Below are 17,916 nucleotides of genomic sequence, written 5' to 3' on the forward strand. Positions count from 1 at the left end.
AGGGGTCCTTTCACCGGGGGGCGTGCAGCGCGAGCGCGAGGGCGGCGGTGCACACGGGGATGCGGGCGACCCAGTTCACGACTGGGTACAGCGGCTCGGGGATGCGCATCCCACGGATGAATGCGGCGATGACGAACGTGACGATGACCAGGCCGACCGCGGTGCCCAGGCCGGCGCGGCCGGGGGCATCGGCGGCGTGGCTCATGGCCTGCTCCAAGCCCAGCCACCGGCCGACGAACGCGCAGGAGCCGTGGTAGGCGGCCCACATGGGGTTCACGCGGCGCCGGTCGTGCCGCGCGGGCCGCTGTGCGGCGGCCGGCTGGGAGATGACGATCTGGGAGGCGTGGCCGTTCTGGTCGATCGTCACGGTCGTGGGCACAGCGGGCTCCTTGGGCTGGTCGTCGCCGCGGCGCTTGAGGGAGTACCAGCGGACCGGCTCCTCCCCTTTCGCTACGGGCTCCTTGGCGGGCGGGGCCGGGTCTTCGTAGAGGCGGTCGAGCCAGTCCCGCGGTCGCTCCGGGGCCGCGGCTTCTGCGGCTGGCTCGGTGGGGGTCGTGCCGAGGCCGCGGCGGCGAAGCCACCGGCGGATGCCGAGCTCGTCCTCCCCGGGCCCGGTCATCGCTGCTCCCCGTCCGTCTTGAGGAGGCGCTGCAGGCGCTGCGCGCGGGCCTGGCCGATGCGTAGTTCGCGCTGCAGGATGCGCAGGGTGGCGCCCCGGGATGCCCCGCGGCCGCCGCCGGCGCGGATGGCGTCGTCGAGGCGCCGGGCCTCGTCCAGGAGGTCGTCGGTCTCCTCCTGGTCGTCCTCGTCGGGCGGGCACGCATCCGGACCCGGCTGCGCATCCGACACGGCCGCATCCGCATCCGGGTGCGCATCCTCGGGTGCGCCGACCGCATCCGCCGGGCCCATGTCGGCAGGGATGCGGGCGTGGACGGCGGCCGCACGGCGTGGCGCTGCGACGGCGGCCGCGACGACAGCGGGGTGCGGTTCGGGCATCGGCGCCAAGTCGAGGACGAGCCTCTCCCCCGCATCCGCAGGTACGGGTGCGGGCGGGTTGCCCAGGCCGAGTGCGATGCGCACCTGCGCCTCGGACACGACCACTCCGGCTGCGGTGCACAGGGATGCGATCTCGCCCGGGGTGGCGTGCGGGTGCGCGGCGGCGACCGTGCGGACGGCGTCTATCGGCTGCATCCGGGTCAGCGCCTGGTGGGCGAGTGCGCGCATCGTGGCAGGGCGCACGGGGCCCGACTGCACCCAGGGCGACGTCACTTCCATCGTGGCGAGTTCTCCGGCGGTGCGGCGGGCGGCGAGCTGCGCAAGCAGCTGCTGACGCTGAGCCGGGTCCTGGCCGACCTGCGCGCGGGCGACCGCGGCCGCCAGGCGCCGGCGGGTGAATCCGGCGAACCGCTTGGTGTGCTCGAGGCGGGCGGCGAGCCGTACGGCGGTCGCGGTGGCGCGGTCACGGCTGATCTGCTCGGCGTCGCGGCCGCGCACGGCAAGGCCCAGGCGGGAGAGCAGACGCTCGCGGAGCTCGCGGAGGATGACCGCGGGAAGGCTGGCCGACAGCGCGCCGGGCTTGGCGTGCCAGAGGTCCAGGCCGAGGGCGAGGTGGCAGAGCACGGCGGCCAGGACCGGGCCGACGAAAGCTCGGACGGTGCCGCCCCAGATGTCCTCCGTCTCGGTGTAGGCGGGGATGACCTGGACCATGGTGATGACCCAGACCAGGATGCCGGGCGCACCCGGGGTCGCGCGGGTGCGCAGGTTGCGCTGCGCCATGAGTGCGCAGGCGAACAGGGCGAGCTCGGCGGCGAAGAACAGGAATGCGCGCTCGCGGACGGAGTGCATTCCGAGGTGGTCCTCGGCGAAGCGCCAGGAGGTGTCGCCGCTGTAGGCGGTGCAGGCGGCGGCCGCCATCGCGGCGACGACGACGGCGGTCGGGGTGCGCTCCCGTGTGGTGGTCGGCTGCGCATCCGAGTGCGCGGGGTGCGCATCCGGGGTGCGCAGTCGGCGGGCGCGGCGCCGCGCGAGGTGGACGAGTGCGGCGAGGAGGGCGAGGGCGAGCAGGCCGGCGGCCGTACGCATGGGGTGCTCCTGGGTCCAGCCGAGCGGGCCGTACACCGGGGCCTCCTTGGTCGTGCGTGAGGGTGGGGTGGCCGTGCCCGCGACGGAGGGTTGCGGGCACGGCCGGCATGAGGGAACGCGGTCCGGGGCGGCCGGTCAGCCTCCGCTCAAGGCCGCGAGGAGCGCCGCCTTGGCCGGGGAGTCCGGGGCGGCGTCGAGCGACGCGCGGGCCTGGACTCCCTGCTCGACCCAGGCGCGCCGGGTGTCGGGGTGCCGCGCGGCGGCGTAGTCGGCCGCTGCGCGGTCGAGGAGCTGCGCCGTGGTCGCGCGCGCGTCGGCGATGGCCGGGGTCGTGCCCCGCTGCTGGGCGGTCACGACGCGCGCCCGGTGGGCGTGCGGGGGCCGGGGATACGGGGGACGACCGGGCCGGGGCGCCAGTCGTCGGGGTCACTGCTGGGCTGCCAGGTGGAGGCGCCACTACGCTCGTGCATCGGATCTCCGTGGTCGTTGCGGTCTGCGGAGGTCCGGCCCCCACTCCGATTGCTGCCAGGCGCCGGAGAGGGGGCCGACTTGTTGTGACACATCGAGAGTAGCGACTTTGTTGTTTTAAAACAACGAAGTCTGAGAGGATGGGGGCATGCCCGACTCCCCCCAGGGAGAGGAAGAGCACGCGAGAGGAGGGCCGGACATGGTGACGTTCCCCGAGATGCCGGACCGGCTCGAGCAGGCCAACCTCGGCAAGCTCAGCGCGCAGCGGATCAGGAAGCTCGCCGAGACCGATCCGGACTGGCCGCTCCCGCTGGACGAGGCACCGAAGGTGGGACGCATCCGGCTCTTCGACTGGCGCGTGCTGGAGCCGTACTTCCGCGATCGGAAGTCCCGGCAGGGCTACCGCTCGGACAAGCACGGCCCCCCGCGGAAAGAGACGCCAGATGACGCCACAGAAACCGGCAGTAGCGGCAGTTCAGACGAGGCGTAGGCGAGCAGCCGTGTACCGGCTGTACGACGTACACGGCTCGCTGCTCTACATCGGGTCGGCGTACGACCCAGATCACCGCTGCAAGAGCCACCGGACACAGCCGTGGTGGCCACAGGTTGCGCGTCGCACCGACGAATGGTTCGAGCACCGCATGGCGGCCTACACGGCAGAGACGAAGGCCATTGCCCGCGAGGACCCGCCGCACAACGTGATGGGGACGGCCCGCTACACGCTCCCGCAGACCGAGGCCGTCCTACGACGCAACGAGGCATCGCGGCAGCGAGCACGCGTCGAGAAGGAGAGCCGGGAGATCTGGCGCCAGACCGTTGCGGCCGGCCAGGCAGAGGGCCTGCCGGACCGCGAGACCTTCCACAGGGCCAGAGAAGCCCGCTTTGCCCACATCGAAGCGAGCGGCCTGTTCCCCGGGGTCGTCGCAAGGCAAAAAGCCAGGTAGGGCCTCGAGCAACGGTCCGGCCGGGCACACTGGCCGGCATGGAACAAGATTTTGAGAGTGAGGCCCACGTCGTCCTGGACGGCGAAGAGGTACCCGTCAGCGCGTTCTTCACCGTTTCCACCGGCGGGCCACTCAAGGAGTGGTCCGGAACGCTGACCTCAGACGAGCCGGGCCTCGGCTTCAAGCTGGTCAACGCGCGGCGCACCGTGCTGCGGATGCCGGACGGCAAGGAAGGCAAGATCGTGCCGACCGACAGCGATGGCAGCTTCAAGGGAAGTGGTCCGGCCCCGGTCTGACCTCGCGGTTGGGGCCCCTCGCTCGTTCGTAGACTGACGGGCGCCCCACCAGCGATACCCGGAGGTCCCCATGCGCCCTGATCGTTTCGAGACGTTCGCCATCGACACGGTCCGGCAGGCCGCACACCCGCTGGTCAGCAAGGTCCTCACGCTCAAGGAGGCCGGCGGGAAGCAGCCGTACGGCCTCGAGGTCGCGTTCACGACGGGCACGGCCCTGCGGTGGCAGGTCATCGGGGAATCCGCGCCGGGCGACAAGTACGACCAGGCCGAGGTGCCGGTCGAGGGCGAGGCGCCGATGGCTCCGCTCGGCGGGGCCGACTTGGCGGGGAAGCCGGACCGGGCGATGGGCGAGGCGTGGCTCGCGCATCTGCTCTCGGCGGCCGGCTCGACGGAGCTCGCGTCGGTCGAGGAGTGGTCGAAGCGGGCCGAGGCCAAGGACGGGCATCACGGGCTGACGCTGCGGTTCCACTCCGGGGCGAAGGTCTACGTCCGCTCGGTCTAGCTCAGCAATCCCGCGGGACCAAATCCGGCGATCGCCGGTTTGGCACGGTACGCCGCGCGGACAGTCTTACCGCAACGTCGCTGGTCAGATGGGGTGCAACCAAATTGTTGCCCCTATGTCGGTACACAGAGTGGGCACTCTGTGCACCGACACGGTATGTTAATTACGCACCGCGAAAGCGGTACGGAGCCCCTTGGCGGGCTGCCGGGACAAGGTCGGAACCAGGCAACTGGATCCTCCACCCACGTGGTGGCAGTGGCCCCCGGAGCCCTCCAAGGGGCTTCGTCTTGCTACGGAACGGCCCACTTCGCGAACCAGCAGCGGTTCACGATGAAAACCTGCGACCCCCAGACCTTGACCCCGTAACCCAGCATGATGCCGGTCGGCGAGCGGTAGAGCTGGTGCTTGCAGGAGAGCAGGTACTGCGCGCAGTCCTCGTCGGTCGGGTCGCCCGTGAGGGCGACGTTGAGCATGCCGGCGTGGATGTCGGCGAGCTGGACGCCGTCGCGGTCGGTACCGGTCCACTTGGGCGGCCACTTGAGGTACTGCCAGGGAACGCCCCAGGTCTCTCCGCACTGACCGTTCCGGACCCGGGTGAGGTAGTCGGCCGTGTCCGCGTGGTCGACACCCTTGACCGTGCCGAGGTAGGAGAGGGCGAGGCGGGGCCCTCCGGCCCAGGTGGCGGCGCAGTAGGCGACGCGCTCGAGGAGGAGCCGGGTCGTGTAGTTGTAGAAGCGGGTGCCGTCGGCCATGCCCCCGGTGGGCACGACGTTCCGCTTGGGGACGATGACGTGGATGACCTTGACGCCGGGCATCAGGGACAGGGCCCGTGCGGCTCGCGCGCGGCGCTCCGGGCGCTTGGCCTTGAAGTGGTCGACCCAGTGGAGCGGGGTCGTCGTCCCCGGGTTGCTGGTGTGGATCATGTCGCGCAAGCCGTTGGCCACGAAGCGGACGTTCCAGTCCTCCTCTTCGGGGACCACGAGGGCGGTCATTGCGAAGAAGGGGGAGCCGAGGGCGCCGCGGTCGCCGGTCTCGTCGACGTAGACGCGCAGCTTGGGGAGGGCGCCGAGCGCGGTGGCCGTGAGCGGGGCACTCATCGGTGCCTCGCTGCGGGGAGTGCGCGGGTGCGCGCGCTGCGGTAGGTCCGCACCATGGGAGGCCGTTCTCCTCTGGTCTTGTGCCCCCGGGGAAACGGGGTGCGCGTGGGTTGCGCTGGAGGCAGTTCGGGCCTGCGGGCGCACGACAGCATGGGCACCAACGGCGAGGCCGCTGATGCTTCAACAAGACTAGAGGATGAGAGGCGGGTTGGAGACCCAAAACCACAACCTGTAGTGGTTCCACCGTCATCCGACCACTACATCTTGTGGTCGGTCAGACTTCTCCCCCTGAGGCCCACGCGAGAGGCGCCGGGCAAGAGCTTGCGCTCTGTACACGATCATACCGCTTTCGACAACGTCACCGGCGCGGAGCAGGCCACCGCGCGCCGCACGGCCCCGGGTTGCATGGTGTCCGTATGCGCGCGATCTGGAGCGGCTACATCTCGTTCGGCCTGGTCACGGTGCCTGTGCAGCTCTTCGCCGCGACCGAGGAGCACGGGGCGGGCTTCCACCAGGTCCACGCGGCCGACGGGTCCAGGATCAAGCACCGAAGGTTCTGCGCGAGTGAGGACGTCGAGGTGCCGCAGTCGGAGATCGCGCGCGGGTGGGAGCGGCCGGACGGGCGGACGGTGGTGCTCCTCGACGAGGACCTGGCCGCGCTTCCCCTGCCGACGCGCAAGACGGTCGAGGTGCTGGGCTTCGTCGACGCGGCCGACGTCGACCCGGTCCTGTACGCGAAGCCGTACTGGGTCGGGGCGTTGGGCGAGCAGGGGCAGCGGCCGTACGCGCTCCTCGTCGAGGCCCTCGCGCGGCACGGCACGGTCGCCGTGGCGAAGGTGACGCTCAGGACGCGCGAGCGCCTGGCGGTGCTGCGGCCGCGGCACGGGATGCTCGTCCTCCACACGCTGCTCTGGCCAGAGGAGATCCGGGAGCCGGACGACCTGTCGAGCGCGGCCCCGGTGACCGAGCGGGAGCTCGAGCTCGCTGAGCTGCTCATGGACTCGCTGGCCGGCGTCGAGATCGCGGACTTGCACGACGAGTACGCCGCGGCGCTCGAGCAGCTCGTGGTGGCGAAGATGGCCGGGACCGAGGTGGAGGAGCCGGCCGAGCCGGTGGAGGTCGTCGACCTGATGGCGGCGCTCGAGGCGAGCATCCGCGATGCGGGAAACCGGTAGGTCGTCAATTGGGTCATCGAACAACCTACCGGCCGCGATCACTCTGCGTATAATTTTCGCGGAGTGATTCCCTAACTGGTCACTATGAGTTTCGTCAAGAGTTACCGCCCCGTGTCTTCATCACAACGCGCGTTGCGCTATGGTTGGCCCCAACGCGACCCCGATCGGCGAAAGAGCCCCTGGGCTCGGCTTACGAGCCTAGCTGATCGGGGGTTCGTGGTTTCTGGGGGCGGTCAGTAGTAACGCTTGGTCCCCACGCGCCAGAGGTCGTACTCGGTGACGACCTTGTTGGCGATCTTCTTGTAGTGGGTGTCGTCGCCCCGCTCCCACTTACGGAACACCGCCCAGAGGCAATAGTCGATTGCCTGCAGAGCGTATTCACTGTCGTCCCGCCAGAATGCGAGAGTCCGCTTTACGCGATAGGGAAGGCACTGCTGCATGACCTCTTCGATCGCGCGGCGGAATGCCTTGCGGACTCGCTTGGTCCCCAATTCGGCTGCGACGATGAGGACCTCGTCGTCCTGCTTGAAGATCTGCGGTGCGATGTATCGCAGGTGGTAGTACCAGGCGTACTTGAAAAAGGTCGGCTCAGTGGTGCGGATGTGCGGCTGCGCCTTGTCCTTCTCCATGATGGTCACGTCGACGCGGAAGTCGAAGTCGGCGAGCAGGGCGTACACGCGCTCGCGGACGTACTGGCTGTCCGCGGTCGCGTGGAAGCAGGAGTCCAGCCCGTGGTGCGACCAGGCCAGTTCGTCGCGGAGGCCGGCCATGGCGGCGCGCAGGCGAGCGAGTTCGTTCTCCTCGATCAGGAGAGTGCCGACGGCGAAGTACTTCGTCACGTCGGGGCTACGCCGGCATTGCAGGTCTCCGCTCTCGTCGGAGAAGAGGATGTGCCGCTTGCTGCTCAAGGCGCTCTCCATTGGTGCAGGACGGCTCATCGATGCGCCGTTCGACTGATGATACGCGCGGTCCCGCACACGCCCGGAAAGAGTTACGCCCCAATCGGCTTGTATACGCGCGTAGTTCGGGCCTCACTCGTACACCTGCACACCCGTGAAGATCATTACCGCGAGTAACTTCAACCTATAAGACGCTACTTCGCCGCGCGCCCCCTGCGCGCCCCATCGCGCTCCTTCACAACTCGCGGACGGACGAGAGGAATCCGCTTCCCGCCCCCTCGGGGACGGTGACTGATAGTCACTCCGCCGTGCGGTCCGAGGTCTGGCCACGGCGAACCTCACGGCCAGCTCGCCGGACCAGATCTCGATGACGCCGATGTCGTAAGGCGTGCCGCACGGCGCACGCCGCGGAGAGCCTGGGCATGCCGCTGGACTTCGTCAGCATGCCGGTGGTGATGGAGGCCAGCAGCTCCGTTGCGCGCCTGACCTAGCCGTTCGCGCCGCGCACAGGCAGCCAGCGGATCTCTTCGTACTCGTCGACCAGGTCGAGGTACTCAACGTCGTCGCGGAGGTGCGGGAGCACGTGCGAGCACGCGTTGCAGAGGGTCTTCACCCAGGGCTGGAGCCACCTCGAGAACTCTCCGTCGTGCTCGTAGGTCCACACCACGCGCTTCCGGCCGGGGGACGGGCACATCTGGCACGTCGCCGCCGCCTCAACCTTCGCTCCGCCGATCACCTTCCGTGCCTCGGCCGGGGCGTCCATCGGAATCCGCTTCCAGCACAGGTCGCCGAACTTCTCCTCCCAGTGAGGCTTGGGGCCGCCGGGCCAGAGGTGTGCAAGCTCTTGCTCCGCGCGCCGCAGGATGGGTGTCCAGCCGGCGCCGCGGGCGCTGAACGCGCGGTGGTCGTACCGCGGGCGGGGCTCGGTCGTGGTGCGGAGGGCGGTGGTGTAGTTCTCGCCGGTAGCGGCCTGGCGCTCGCGGGCGCGGCGTGCGGCGGTGGTCTGGTTCTTCGGCATGGGGCACTCGTTCCTGGCGGTCTCCCACGCTTCCGCCGGGCAATGGTGTGCCGGTGCGGAGCGGGCCCCGTGGGACCTTGGCCGATTGATCGCCTGGCAGCGTGGGTGCCGGGTGTCAGCGGGAGGCGTACGTGTCTTGCCGTAGCGGGATGGTACCGCGCCTACGGTCGTGACGATGTCCACTCTGGCCTTCGTGACCCGCGCGACCCTCGCAAGCGATGCGGTCATGCCAGGAACGACCCAACCCACACGAAGAGTCCTACTCACAGTCAGATCGCTTCGACCATCGGGAAAATGCGATGAACGGGTCCATGGGCTACGGCAAGATGTGAGAAGTCGCCCGGGGAGGGGTCATGGGTCAAGCCAGTCGACGCAAGAGGCAGTTGCAAGAACCGCCAGGCTCTGAGGCGGAACATGCGCGCAGGGCTGCCCGCCAAGCGCACCGAGCTCAGCGACGTGCCAGCCGACGCGGCGCCACCTTGCCCGAATACGAAGCTTTGGCCGCCCTGGGTAGCAACTATATCGTTGAAGCACTCATTTATCGCCACAACTCGCGCATGGAAAATATGGCGAAGCTTCCAGCTGACGCAGTAGAGCCCGTAATGTCGGCACTTTTGGGTATCGGATACACGGACTTTGCCCTCAGGGAATTAGGGGTTACGAGAGACAGGTCTCCTTCTTCTTACGGCGGCAGTTGGATAGATCACTTGGGATGGGGAACGGACAGTGTCTATTCCGCTGCGCGACTCCTATTCAGCGGCCAGTTCCTAGGCGGCACTGCCATTCTGCGGTCCCAGTTCGAGCGGTGGGCCGAAAATGCAGCCCACAACACCGGGGTCGCACACAGGGAGGGAGAACCCGCAGCCGAGTATATGGCACGCGCCTGGGCCAGATGTCAAGCAGGATACCCGTTTGCCCGCCGCGCGGTCCGCAGCAATATAGGCGGTAGCCCTGAAGAAGAACCCCCCAGCACCTCGCCGTTGAATCTCGATAGCGACCCACTGTCGGTATTGCTAGGTGATCGCCGCGTTTACCCGTCCGACATGATGAATCTAATGTCGGAACTCCTCCACGGGCGCGGTCCGTGGATGGACGTAGTCCATTGGGAAGCCGGCGATCTACTCGAGGGGCCGACTCCAAAGCCACTCAGGAAGGCTTCGGAAACGCTATCAGACGTCTTGATATTGAACCTCCGTCAAATTCGGCTCTGCCTAGCAACTCTCGGCGAGGAGCGAGGAAAGCTCGACATTCCAGGTAAAGTTCTCTCCTTTTCTCTCGAAGGCGAGTACGCAGGTTCCGCGCCACCGAAGTTCGCATCTTTGATTCCGCTACTCCCCGACGCAGGGCTGCGGCCCGCCATCGTGGCTGGATTGGAGGAGGCCGCACAGGCGCACCGGGATGTACTGCGAGGAAGGCGACCCGCCGGAAGACTCTACCGGGATGACGAATTCGCCCATCTCCACTTCTACGAGCGCCGCGCGCGGGCTGCCCGATGGGCGCTGCGCGCCTTCGACTTGGAAGAAAAAAGGATGGGAGAGCTTGACTTTGAACACCTATCTAATCGCGACTTCCGCTACCTGCTAGCAGCCGAGATGGCAGGCATTCTCTCTGTCTGGCTTAGAGGAAGCCGAGCGGGAGACGCAGCCGCAGCTTGTTCCACTGCATTGAGGTCGGCTTATTGGCTGTGGCTAGAAGACGATGACCGGGCGCTAGCAGAACTTCGCGTACTACTGGATCAGTGCGCCAGATGGCGGGTTTGGACCCAGAAGCCCGAGCGGGCCCAAAAGTTGGAAGCTTCATCGGCGAGCAGCCCCAAGGATTGGTTGGCTGCGGCGGGGTGGCGGAGGCTCGCCGCTCTAAACAAAGCGCTTGGCGAGTTCGCGCACGCGCACGCAAAGATCCGCTGGAACGGGGCCCGCGAGATTTTGCAGAAAATACAAGCAGGCGAGGTTGATCCCGAGGATAGCGTCCACCTTGCACGCGGTCACGCTTTGAACGCCCTGACCGTCATCCTATTCACCGAAGCGATAAACAGTGCTTCGTCAATTTCCCCTATCGTGGGCGATGCCTTCAAACAAATCGTGCACGACTTGATAATGGAGGAAGATAACCTGACCGAAACCAGAGAGGGAATGTTCAACCGAGTCTTCGCTCACAAAGACACTTCACTGGGCAGCTACAGTTGGATACCTGCCAACGGGAAATAACAGAATCGGCATAATCAGGTCCGTTGCCGCGCGACGGATCTTCCTATTGGCATTATGGTCCCATCTTTGCTCTAGACGGCTAGCCGTCCAGTTTTCACCCTAGGAGGGTTAGGTGCGACGTCAACAACTTGAAATCGTGGTGATCAAGGCCGTGGAGCGGGTCCTTACTGGTCTCGGAAACGAAGATTCCCTAATTGAGTTCAAATCGGAATGGCCTGACGCCTCGAAGGCGCGCCAACTCGCGGGGCATGCAAATAGCGCACGAGGGGAGGAGATCGTATGGATTATTGGAGTGGATGAGAAGGCCCGAACGTTGACTGCACCAGAGCCGCCGGATCTGGCTAAATGGTGGGCGCAGTTGAGCAAGCGATTCGATGGTCAGGTAGCTCCGGAGATAACAGATCTAGCAGTCCCGGTGGGGGACGGAGGCCTAGTTACCGCACTACTTTTCCAGACGGACAGATCCCCGTACTTGGTCACCGTTCATGGTGGTGCGGTGGAGCGAGAGATTCCCATGCGGGATGGCACGCGAACCCGCAGCGCTACTCGATTCGAAGTGTTGAAGCTTCTCAGTCCTGCGGCGTCCGTACCGCAGCTCGCCGTGCTTGAGGCTTCTGCAGAAGCCTCGGAGACATCGGTGCGCGGGCGGGAATGGTGGTCCGTAGAGGGCAAGCTCGGCATTTATGTCGATCAAAAGATCGAGGAGTCGTGCTTTTTCCCGCTTCACGAAATGAGTGGAACACTGGAGGCGATCAGCAAAGAAGGTGAAATTTATTCCATTCCACTTGAGCTTAGCAACAGTTACTCTACTCCGATGAGCGCGGCATCCCGCACCGGTGTCGAATGGCGCTCAGACGGCGTCATGGCGGCAGGGCCAACTGCACTAACGGTGAGGTTCCTCGCTTCGAATGAAAACGCCTTGCCTGGCGAAATTGCCGCTGCGGCTACTTGCGTCGTCAAAATTACTCTTGGCGTGGCCGGGGCGCGACGTCAGACCAAGGTGATTAGTCGGTTTTCGGTCGCAGATCTTCAAGAGTTCGCCGTTCGAAGGGGCCGAGGGAGGACCGAGCCGGATGGTCGCAAAAGAGTTCTCCGGATGCGTCAGATTGATGGCCTTTAGCGTTCTTTGGTGAGCTGCGGGGGAAACATGTCTGTCGATGTACTTCTCAATTCGCCGTGGGACACCTGTCATCGAGCGATAGCCGACGCGAGGGGAGTTGAAGTGTTGTAGGCCTGCGCGCGACGTAAGCTGGCTGCCGGGGGTACGGCAGGGGGCCATCAGTGCCTCGGCCCGGGGTGGTTGTTGCCGCCGCGGGAGCGGAACTTGACGTGGGCCTCGCTGAGGAGGCGGTGGGCGGCGCCGTACGAGCAGCCGAGGGTGGCCGCGACGCTACGGACGGAGGCGCCCGCGTTGTAGAGCTCGGCGGCGCGCTGGCGGGCGGCGGCACGGTCGGTGAACTGGGTCTTGGCCATGGGTGTTGCTCCTTGGGTGGTGGGCGGGTCCGTGAGGGGAGCGCCAGGCCGGGCGGTCCGGCTGGCGGGTGGGGCTGTCGCAGGGGCAGGCGCGGAGCGCGGCGAGGGACTCGCGGAGGCGGCGGGAGAGCTCGGCGAAGGCCTCGCTCATGCGCTTCATGGCTTCGGCGAAGCCCGTGACGGCCGGCGCCGCGGGGTTCGGGGCGAGGGCCTGGTGGAAGCGGGCGGCGGCCGCGGCCGCGGAAGGCGTGGGGTCGGTCACCAGCGGGCTCCGACGCGGAGGGTGTACCAGCGGGTCTTGCTGGTGCAGAACGGGGCGTGGTGGGTGAGGGTGACCTGCCAGCACTCGGCGTGGTCGACGATGCGGCGGGTCTCCTTCTGTCCGGTGATGACGTCCCGGCAGGTGCGGCGATTGGTCGTGCGGTTCGGCGTGCAGATCCTCATGGGCTTGTCGACCTGCATGGTGTGGGTGCGCTCGGTGATGTGGACGAGCGAGGTGATCCGGCCGTGTGCGGGGGTGGGGTGGTGGGGGTGCACGGTGACGCAGCCGGTGGCGGCGGCGAGGAGGGTGGCGGCGGCGAGGAGGTGGCGGGTGGCGCTACGCACTGCGGGTTCCTGTCGGGGTGGGGTGGATGGTGACGACGCCGGTGCCGTGGAGCGTGGCGCGCAGCGTGTCGGGGTCGGGGGCCTCGGCGGGGTGGGGTGGGCGGGCGTCGCGGACGAGGGTGTGGGTGTCGATGACGCGTCGGACGCGGTCGTGCCGCTGCTCGGCGGTGGTGGGGTCGACGCGCGCGGCGGGGTCTTCGAGGAGGGCCCAGCGGACGTCGTCGAGGTACAGGAGGTCGGCCTCGGTGACGACGAAGGTGAGCTGCTCGCCGAGGACGTGGACGAGGAGGAGGTACCAGTCGTCGGCGCCGGTGGGCTGGCAGATCACGGAGTCCTGCGTGGGGAGGCTGGCGCAGAGCAGGCCGAGGAGCTCGGCGCGCTCGAGGCGCTGGCCTCGGGCCCGGGCGGCGTGGCGCAGGTCGGTGTCGTCCGGGGTGGGCGGGGCGGTGACCTGCGGCGGGGTGCCGAAGTGGACGACTCGGGGGCCGGGGGCGCCCATCTCGCCCACGAGCTGGCGGATGTGTTCCATGGCCAGGTTCCAGCCGACGATGGTCTGGATGGGCAGGCCGTCGTGTCCGATGGCGAGGGTGGGCGTGGCGCGCTGGATGAGGTCGAGGAGCGCGTCGGCGCGGGTGTCGCGGGGTTCCTCGTCGCTGACGATTCCGTCGCTGGTCATGTCGGTCTCGATGGCGACGAGGAGCTCGTTGAGGAGCTGCGCGGCGTCGCGGTGGAGGTCGCGCTTGGCCCAGCGGCGCAGGATGCTGCGGCCTCGGCGGAGGGTGGCCTCGGCCTCGTTGGCGCGTTCGTGGACGCGGCCCCAGGCGTCGATGGTGGGATGCCGGGGCGTCGCCTGCGCTCCGCTGGTCTCGGTGGTCAATGGGGGCTCCAGAGGATGACGAGGGCGATGGTGGCGGCGATGCCGGCGGTGGTGATGGCGTAGTGCCACCAGCGCGAGGCCCATGGGCTTGGGGCGGCGGCCGCCGGGAGCTGCTGCTCCCGGCGGCCGTGCGTTTCCCCGCTCTGATCAACGAATGAGGCGGGGGTCGCGGCGGGCTCGGTGGTCACGAACGTGTGGCTTGCGCCACCAGCCGGGCACCAGAGCGTGCGCGTGAGACCACTTGGGGACCGCTTGTTCCCGGCTCACCGTGGACCCGTTCGATGAGGCGATGCTGCAACCGGCATCGGTCGACCTACCGCTGGACCGCTCGTTCCGGGTGTTCGAGACGCACGCCCACACGCACATCGACCGGGCGGTGGAGCAGCCCGAACTGACGCGGCTGGTGGAGGTTCCGGACGGGGAGCCGTTCGTGCTCCACCCGAATCGTCCTGGGGTCGACGTACGAGCGGGTGACGCTGGGCGCGGACCTGGCCGCGCGGCTGGAGGGCAAGAGCTCGCTGGACCGGCTGGGTCCGCTCACGCATTCAACGGCCGGGTTCATCGACCCGGGCTTCGACGGGCACGTCACGCTGGTTAGGAGGCAAGCCGTCTCGTCATCCTCGCGGAGACGTAGCGCACGGTCGGGCTCCACTTCTCCATTGCCGAGGCCATACACCATTGGCACAGCGGGCAGCCGCCGGTCCCGTATCGGTGCGTTGCGCGCTGGCACTTGGCGCAGCTGCCAATGGACTGACTGGGGCAGGTCCGCGCGGACGGGTCCGGCTCCGTGGCCGCGGGCATCGCGGTCCCTGCTCCAGGTGCGGCGTTGGGGAGCTCAATCCCGGCGCGCGGGACTGCTGGCAGAGGTACCGGGCTCGGCAGCGTTTCCTCCTGCTCGCCAATCGACGCAATGCCGGTGACGTCGCTTGCGTGGCGAGGGGCAGGGACAGCCACAGCGGGCTGAGGTGAAGGGAAGTCGTCGATTGTGATGGCGAGTCCCGCGAGGTGGGTGCCCCGCCGTTGCAGTGGTGCACTGGGCGCCCACGTGTTCTCGCCGAATCTACAGGTGTCGTCGGCGTCGTCGCCCGAGAACCGGATTGCTTCTTCCCCTGCTTGGCTCTCATCCAAATCGGGCGATTCTTCGCCCTGGAATTCAGTCCATCTGGTCCGGTCAGTTGCGGGAACCCACATGAATGCGCCTGCTCGCCGGTCCTTTCGGGACGGGACGAAGAGCTGGGCGACGCTCCCGGTGGCCGCAGCGATGAGGGTCCTGCCGACAGTGGCGCCTTGCGTGTTGCCCTGAGCCCTGGTCCATCCGGTGCCTTCGTCGTCCAGGCCGCGCGGAGTTTCCCATTGCAGGTGTACTTTGCCGCAGGCTGTGTACCCGTTGGCGTTCAGGCATGGGCGCTCAGCAGTCATGGTGCAGCGCCATTCCGCGAGCGCGCGGTAGCCGCCGTACAGGGTGAGGTCTGCCGCGCTGCTGATCTCTCGCCACGTCATTGGCCGGGTCAGCATCCAGTTGGATCGGTCAATCAGGTGAAATCGGTCGTCATGGGTGATCCAGTTGGCGGCGAGGCCGGCATCTGCGTGAGCTTTCGACCGGCGGAGGACGGTGCCCGCGCTGGCGTTGTAATACTGGGCTTCGCATCCCAGGCTGACTCCGCCAGCTCCAACGATCGTCACGTCCGGCCGGGACGTGCGGGTGGTGGTGGTTACCTCGACGTGGACTTCGAGGCCCGCTTGCTGTGCGGTGCGTGCCATGAAGTCCTTCATGGCCTTGTGCCGGTCGCTTTCCTCCGGCGTCATCTTGTGCACGGTGGGCAGGTGGACGGCACGAAGCCGCAGGGCACCGTCGGGCCCTCGGTGCTTCCGCACGTACATGAACGGGCTCTTCACCCCGCTGCGTTCAGCCTTGCACTGCCGGTGCTGGCTACTCTCCACGCACACCAGCAGTTCACGGTCCCTCTCGGCGACCGGGCGCAGCAGTTCCTCGATCAGCGACAGCACACTGGTCACCGCTCCGCCCAACCCCAGGTCTTCCTTGTCCAGTTCAAGAATCCGCTGGAGGCCGGAGTGCCATACACCGTTCGCCACAGAATCCCCCCACCCAGATGGCTTGCGCGGAACGCACTGATTGCACGGTACGCCCGACCACCGACAAGGCGAAGAGGAAGCAGTCGGGCGATGCTTCAAAACCGTGCTGCGGCGGGGACGTCGACCATGACGTGCCGCTCCCAAGGGCCCGCCAACAGGTCGAGGGGCTTGTCGACTCGGATGGTGCCGAGCGAGGCGCCGCACTGGCAGCGGCCGTGGAGCTCGCAGTCTCCGAGCTCGACGACCAGGGCGTGGCCGCCCTCCCAGGAGGCGGGCTCCACGTCCTGGACGGTGACGTCATGGGCGGGGACGAATCGCTGCTCGAGCGGGTCGAAGCCGACATGGGCGTTGGGGCCGAGCGGCAGGTCGATGCCGCAGCCGCGGGCGGCGTTGAGGGCCCGGAGCAACAGGTCGATGTCCCGGGGCGTGGGGGTGATCGGGCGGCGCGTCATCGGTTCTGCTTCCTTGGGCCGTGGATGGTCTCGGGGAGGGTGCGGACGTCGGCGAGGGCGCGGCCGTAGCCGGCGCAGGGGCCGGGGCAGTACCAGCGGCCGGGCTCGCGGGAGCCCTTGACGTGGACGAACTCTATGCCTGGGGCGGGGGCGACGCCGTCGGTGCTGCCGCAGACGTCGATGTGGCACTCCCGGGTGAAGGAGCTGGGCGGGGTGAGGCGTTCGGCCGGGGTGTCGCCGGTCATGCCGCCGTTCCATGCCCTGCGGGCGGTCTTGACGGCGGCCTGGTCGCCGCCGAGCGTGGCCTTGGTCATGACGTGACCTCCTGGTCGATGACGGGTGTGGGGGCGTTGGGGCCGAGGGCGATGGCGTAGCCGCGGGTGCCGCGCCGCCACCGCCAGAACGCGGAGTCGCACTCGTACTCGGGCACGCCGCGCAGTTCGGTGCCGACGACGACGAGGCCGGCGAGCTCGGCCTCGGTGACCGTGGCGCGGCCGAAGCCGCCGACGAACTCGGGTGCGCGGCCGCGGCTGGTGGGGACGACGAGGCCGTCCCGGCGGGCGTGCCGTACGAGCAGGCAGGGGCGCGCCTGGGTGACGGCGGCGGCGTGGAACTGCAGGAGCTCGACGAGGGGCGCGACGGCGCGGCGGCTCATCGGTCAGCCTCCGGGCAGTCCTCGGGGGCGTCGTCGGGACGGCTGACGAGGACGCGGATGACGAGGAGGCTTGCGCCGTCGGCGCCGCCGGGTTCGACGGAGCAGCCGACGTAGTGGCCGCGGGCCGGCTGCTCGTCGACGGTGACGATGGCCTCGGTGCCAGGGCGCCAGTGCAGCGCGGTCGTGACCGGGTCGGTGCCGGGGACGGCGGGGGCGGTGGCCTTCTGCCGGAGCAGCTCGACGGCGTCGAACTTGCCGGTGATCCAGGCGTCGCGTGCGTGGTCGAACTCGGTGCCTGCGTGGCGCGAGTAGTAGTCCAGGGCGGCGACGGCCTCGGCCGCCTCGTGGAAGGCGGCCGCGCGGTGCCGGCGCTGCACGACGGCGGCCAGCGTCTCCCCGCTCTGCTCGCCGGTGTTGACGAACTCGACGTCGGGGTGGAGGTAGTGCGCGGCCCAGATCGACCAGTCGTTGGCCTCGCCGAGCGCCATGATCTCGGCGGCCTTGGCGCGGAGGACGTGGTCGACGGAGGCCTGGCGCTCACGGGCGGCCGGTGAGGCGGCCATGATGGCCATGGTGCTCGCGGCAGCGTGAATGGTGCCGTTGGAGAGGGCGTAGGCGTCGCCGTACGCCGCGTCGGGGACGGGGCCGGTCGCGCCGTGGTGGTAGGCGATGACCGCCCGGTGCAGCGCCTGGACGGCGTCCTGCATCTGCGCAGCCTCGTCGGAGACGATCTCGCGGGTCGGGGCGGTGTGGTGGCCGGCCGCGTTCCGGAGGGCAGCGTCGAGGCTGTCCAGCGCCTGGTGCCACGTGTCCAGCAGCGCCAGATGCATACGGACGTGGCCGTCGACGTGGTGGGCGGCGCTCAGGCCTGCCTCGAGCGCGATGACGGCGCAGTCGCGCAGGTCGCCGGCAGTGACCGCGCAGGCCTCGCGGACGCTGGCGACGGCGGCCTCGTACGCCTCGACGGCGGGGCGCTGCTCCACGAGGAGCTGGTCGTACGGGTACTGGTTCCAGTCGACGGGCGCGGGCTCGGCATCGGCGGCAACGGGGTCGGTCGTGGTCATGTGCTGC

General features: G+C 68.3%; 22 protein-coding genes and 1 pseudogene. 8 read left to right on the forward strand and 15 right to left on the reverse strand.

Annotated elements, in window-relative coordinates; translation table 11 throughout:
* Positions 1-10 precede the first annotated feature (10 nt).
* The 3 genes from ACIP98_RS21105 to ACIP98_RS21115 all read right to left on the reverse strand — a co-directional run bounded on the left by ACIP98_RS21105 (position 11) and on the right by ACIP98_RS21115 (position 2,436).
* A complete protein-coding gene (locus ACIP98_RS21105) occupies positions 11-619 on the reverse strand; it encodes a hypothetical protein (RefSeq protein WP_401977325.1) in 609 nt (202 codons plus the stop codon).
* Positions 616-2,118, reverse strand: coding sequence for a hypothetical protein (locus tag ACIP98_RS21110; protein WP_401977327.1), 1,503 nt, complete (start codon positions 2,116-2,118; stop codon positions 616-618). Before ACIP98_RS21110 ends, ACIP98_RS21105 begins: the two co-directional genes overlap by 4 nt.
* Before the next feature lie 99 nt (positions 2,119-2,217).
* Complete coding sequence (locus ACIP98_RS21115) at positions 2,218-2,436, reverse strand: hypothetical protein (protein WP_401977329.1); 219 nt, start codon at positions 2,434-2,436, stop codon at positions 2,218-2,220.
* Positions 2,437-2,749: 313 nt separating this feature from the next.
* On the opposite strand from ACIP98_RS21115, the gene ACIP98_RS21120 reads away from it, so the two are divergent.
* The 4 genes from ACIP98_RS21120 (at position 2,750) to ACIP98_RS21135 (ending at position 4,292) form a co-directional block, all read left to right on the forward strand.
* Positions 2,750-3,040 carry a hypothetical protein gene (locus ACIP98_RS21120; RefSeq protein ID WP_401977331.1) on the forward strand — a complete coding sequence of 97 codons (291 nt, stop codon included), beginning with the start codon at positions 2,750-2,752 and terminating at the stop codon, positions 3,038-3,040.
* Positions 3,041-3,050: 10 nt separating this feature from the next.
* On the forward strand, positions 3,051-3,494 hold the full coding sequence (locus tag ACIP98_RS21125; protein ID WP_401977333.1) for a hypothetical protein: 444 nt from the start codon (positions 3,051-3,053) through the stop codon (positions 3,492-3,494).
* Between the two features lie 38 nt (positions 3,495-3,532).
* Positions 3,533-3,790 (forward strand): hypothetical protein, encoded by a 258-nt coding sequence (locus ACIP98_RS21130; RefSeq protein WP_401977334.1) that lies wholly within the window; start codon positions 3,533-3,535, stop codon positions 3,788-3,790.
* Between the two features lie 70 nt (positions 3,791-3,860).
* Positions 3,861-4,292: a hypothetical protein gene (locus ACIP98_RS21135; RefSeq protein WP_401977336.1), complete on the forward strand. Its 432-nt coding sequence runs from the start codon at positions 3,861-3,863 to the stop codon at positions 4,290-4,292.
* A gap of 290 nt (positions 4,293-4,582) precedes the next feature.
* Here the strand turns inward: ACIP98_RS21135 and ACIP98_RS21140 are convergent, their stop codons facing one another.
* Positions 4,583-5,389: a DUF3800 domain-containing protein gene (locus ACIP98_RS21140; RefSeq protein WP_401977338.1), complete on the reverse strand. Its 807-nt coding sequence runs from the start codon at positions 5,387-5,389 to the stop codon at positions 4,583-4,585.
* A 416-nt stretch (positions 5,390-5,805) separates the two neighbouring features.
* On the opposite strand from ACIP98_RS21140, the gene ACIP98_RS21145 reads away from it, so the two are divergent.
* Positions 5,806-6,564 carry a Ku protein gene (locus tag ACIP98_RS21145; RefSeq protein WP_401977339.1) on the forward strand — a complete coding sequence of 253 codons (759 nt, stop codon included), beginning with the start codon at positions 5,806-5,808 and terminating at the stop codon, positions 6,562-6,564.
* A gap of 233 nt (positions 6,565-6,797) precedes the next feature.
* On the opposite strand, the gene ACIP98_RS21150 is transcribed toward ACIP98_RS21145, so the two are convergent.
* Positions 6,798-7,472, reverse strand: coding sequence for a DUF3800 domain-containing protein (locus ACIP98_RS21150; RefSeq protein WP_401977340.1), 675 nt, complete (start codon positions 7,470-7,472; stop codon positions 6,798-6,800).
* 478 nt (positions 7,473-7,950) lie between these two features.
* Entirely contained in the window at positions 7,951-8,481 is a 531-nt protein-coding gene (locus tag ACIP98_RS21155; protein WP_401977342.1) for a hypothetical protein, read from the reverse strand.
* 1,055 nt (positions 8,482-9,536) lie between these two features.
* Between ACIP98_RS21155 and ACIP98_RS21160 the strand changes: the two genes are divergently transcribed.
* Entirely contained in the window at positions 9,537-10,688 is a 1,152-nt protein-coding gene (locus ACIP98_RS21160; RefSeq protein ID WP_401977343.1) for a hypothetical protein, read from the forward strand.
* A 112-nt stretch (positions 10,689-10,800) separates the two neighbouring features.
* Positions 10,801-11,808 (forward strand): hypothetical protein, encoded by a 1,008-nt coding sequence (locus ACIP98_RS21165; RefSeq protein WP_401977345.1) that lies wholly within the window; start codon positions 10,801-10,803, stop codon positions 11,806-11,808.
* A 158-nt stretch (positions 11,809-11,966) separates the two neighbouring features.
* On the opposite strand, the gene ACIP98_RS21170 is transcribed toward ACIP98_RS21165, so the two are convergent.
* From ACIP98_RS21170 to ACIP98_RS21185, 4 genes are all read right to left on the reverse strand, one after another.
* The gene (locus ACIP98_RS21170) at positions 11,967-12,161 is read right to left on the reverse strand and encodes a helix-turn-helix domain-containing protein (protein ID WP_401977347.1); all 195 of its coding nucleotides are present in this window, start codon (positions 12,159-12,161) and stop codon (positions 11,967-11,969) included.
* Positions 12,162-12,419: 258 nt separating this feature from the next.
* The gene (locus tag ACIP98_RS21175) at positions 12,420-12,767 is read right to left on the reverse strand and encodes a hypothetical protein (RefSeq protein ID WP_401977348.1); all 348 of its coding nucleotides are present in this window, start codon (positions 12,765-12,767) and stop codon (positions 12,420-12,422) included.
* Positions 12,760-13,644, reverse strand: a complete 885-nt coding sequence (locus ACIP98_RS21180) for a hypothetical protein (RefSeq protein WP_401977349.1) — start codon at positions 13,642-13,644, stop codon at positions 12,760-12,762. Before ACIP98_RS21180 ends, ACIP98_RS21175 begins: the two co-directional genes overlap by 8 nt.
* Positions 13,641-13,832, reverse strand: a complete 192-nt coding sequence (locus ACIP98_RS21185) for a hypothetical protein (protein WP_401977351.1) — start codon at positions 13,830-13,832, stop codon at positions 13,641-13,643. Before ACIP98_RS21185 ends, ACIP98_RS21180 begins: the two co-directional genes overlap by 4 nt.
* A 101-nt stretch (positions 13,833-13,933) precedes the next feature.
* Here ACIP98_RS21185 and dcd point away from each other — a divergent pair.
* Positions 13,934-14,237, forward strand: a pseudogene (gene dcd / locus ACIP98_RS21190) (dCTP deaminase); the annotation flags it as partial.
* A 1-nt stretch (position 14,238) separates the two neighbouring features.
* Here dcd and ACIP98_RS21195 read toward each other — a convergent pair.
* The 5 genes from ACIP98_RS21195 to ACIP98_RS21215 all read right to left on the reverse strand — a co-directional run bounded on the left by ACIP98_RS21195 (position 14,239) and on the right by ACIP98_RS21215 (position 17,909).
* A complete protein-coding gene (locus ACIP98_RS21195; protein WP_401977417.1) occupies positions 14,239-15,738 on the reverse strand; it encodes a hypothetical protein in 1,500 nt (499 codons plus the stop codon).
* 95 nt (positions 15,739-15,833) lie between these two features.
* Positions 15,834-16,190: a hypothetical protein gene (locus ACIP98_RS21200; RefSeq protein WP_401977353.1), complete on the reverse strand. Its 357-nt coding sequence runs from the start codon at positions 16,188-16,190 to the stop codon at positions 15,834-15,836.
* On the reverse strand, positions 16,187-16,504 hold the full coding sequence (locus ACIP98_RS21205; RefSeq protein WP_401977354.1) for a hypothetical protein: 318 nt from the start codon (positions 16,502-16,504) through the stop codon (positions 16,187-16,189). The genes ACIP98_RS21200 and ACIP98_RS21205 overlap by 4 nt, the downstream gene beginning before the upstream one ends.
* On the reverse strand, positions 16,501-16,845 hold the full coding sequence (locus ACIP98_RS21210; protein WP_401977355.1) for a hypothetical protein: 345 nt from the start codon (positions 16,843-16,845) through the stop codon (positions 16,501-16,503). The genes ACIP98_RS21205 and ACIP98_RS21210 overlap by 4 nt, the downstream gene beginning before the upstream one ends.
* On the reverse strand, positions 16,842-17,909 hold the full coding sequence (locus ACIP98_RS21215; protein ID WP_401977357.1) for a hypothetical protein: 1,068 nt from the start codon (positions 17,907-17,909) through the stop codon (positions 16,842-16,844). The genes ACIP98_RS21210 and ACIP98_RS21215 overlap by 4 nt, the downstream gene beginning before the upstream one ends.
* Positions 17,910-17,916 lie beyond the last annotated feature (7 nt).

Source organism: Streptomyces sp. NPDC088354 (assembly GCF_044753585.1).
In the GTDB taxonomy this organism is placed as follows: domain Bacteria; phylum Actinomycetota; class Actinomycetes; order Streptomycetales; family Streptomycetaceae; genus Actinacidiphila.

Coding starts and splice junctions, on each gene's coding strand:
- ACIP98_RS21105 (WP_401977325.1), bottom strand. CDS start 619: ATGACCGGGCCCGGGGAGGACGAGCTCGGCATCCGCCGGTGGCTTCGC.
- ACIP98_RS21120 (WP_401977331.1), top strand. CDS start 2,750: ATGGTGACGTTCCCCGAGATGCCGGACCGGCTCGAGCAGGCCAACCTC.
- ACIP98_RS21130 (WP_401977334.1), top strand. CDS start 3,533: ATGGAACAAGATTTTGAGAGTGAGGCCCACGTCGTCCTGGACGGCGAA.
- ACIP98_RS21135 (WP_401977336.1), top strand. CDS start 3,861: ATGCGCCCTGATCGTTTCGAGACGTTCGCCATCGACACGGTCCGGCAG.
- ACIP98_RS21140 (WP_401977338.1), bottom strand. CDS start 5,389: ATGAGTGCCCCGCTCACGGCCACCGCGCTCGGCGCCCTCCCCAAGCTG.
- ACIP98_RS21145 (WP_401977339.1), top strand. CDS start 5,806: ATGCGCGCGATCTGGAGCGGCTACATCTCGTTCGGCCTGGTCACGGTG.
- ACIP98_RS21155 (WP_401977342.1), bottom strand. CDS start 8,481: ATGCCGAAGAACCAGACCACCGCCGCACGCCGCGCCCGCGAGCGCCAG.
- ACIP98_RS21160 (WP_401977343.1), top strand. CDS start 9,537: ATGTCGGAACTCCTCCACGGGCGCGGTCCGTGGATGGACGTAGTCCAT.
- ACIP98_RS21170 (WP_401977347.1), bottom strand. CDS start 12,161: ATGGCCAAGACCCAGTTCACCGACCGTGCCGCCGCCCGCCAGCGCGCC.
- ACIP98_RS21200 (WP_401977353.1), bottom strand. CDS start 16,190: ATGACGCGCCGCCCGATCACCCCCACGCCCCGGGACATCGACCTGTTG.
- ACIP98_RS21205 (WP_401977354.1), bottom strand. CDS start 16,504: ATGACCAAGGCCACGCTCGGCGGCGACCAGGCCGCCGTCAAGACCGCC.
- ACIP98_RS21210 (WP_401977355.1), bottom strand. CDS start 16,845: ATGAGCCGCCGCGCCGTCGCGCCCCTCGTCGAGCTCCTGCAGTTCCAC.
- ACIP98_RS21215 (WP_401977357.1), bottom strand. CDS start 17,909: ATGACCACGACCGACCCCGTTGCCGCCGATGCCGAGCCCGCGCCCGTC.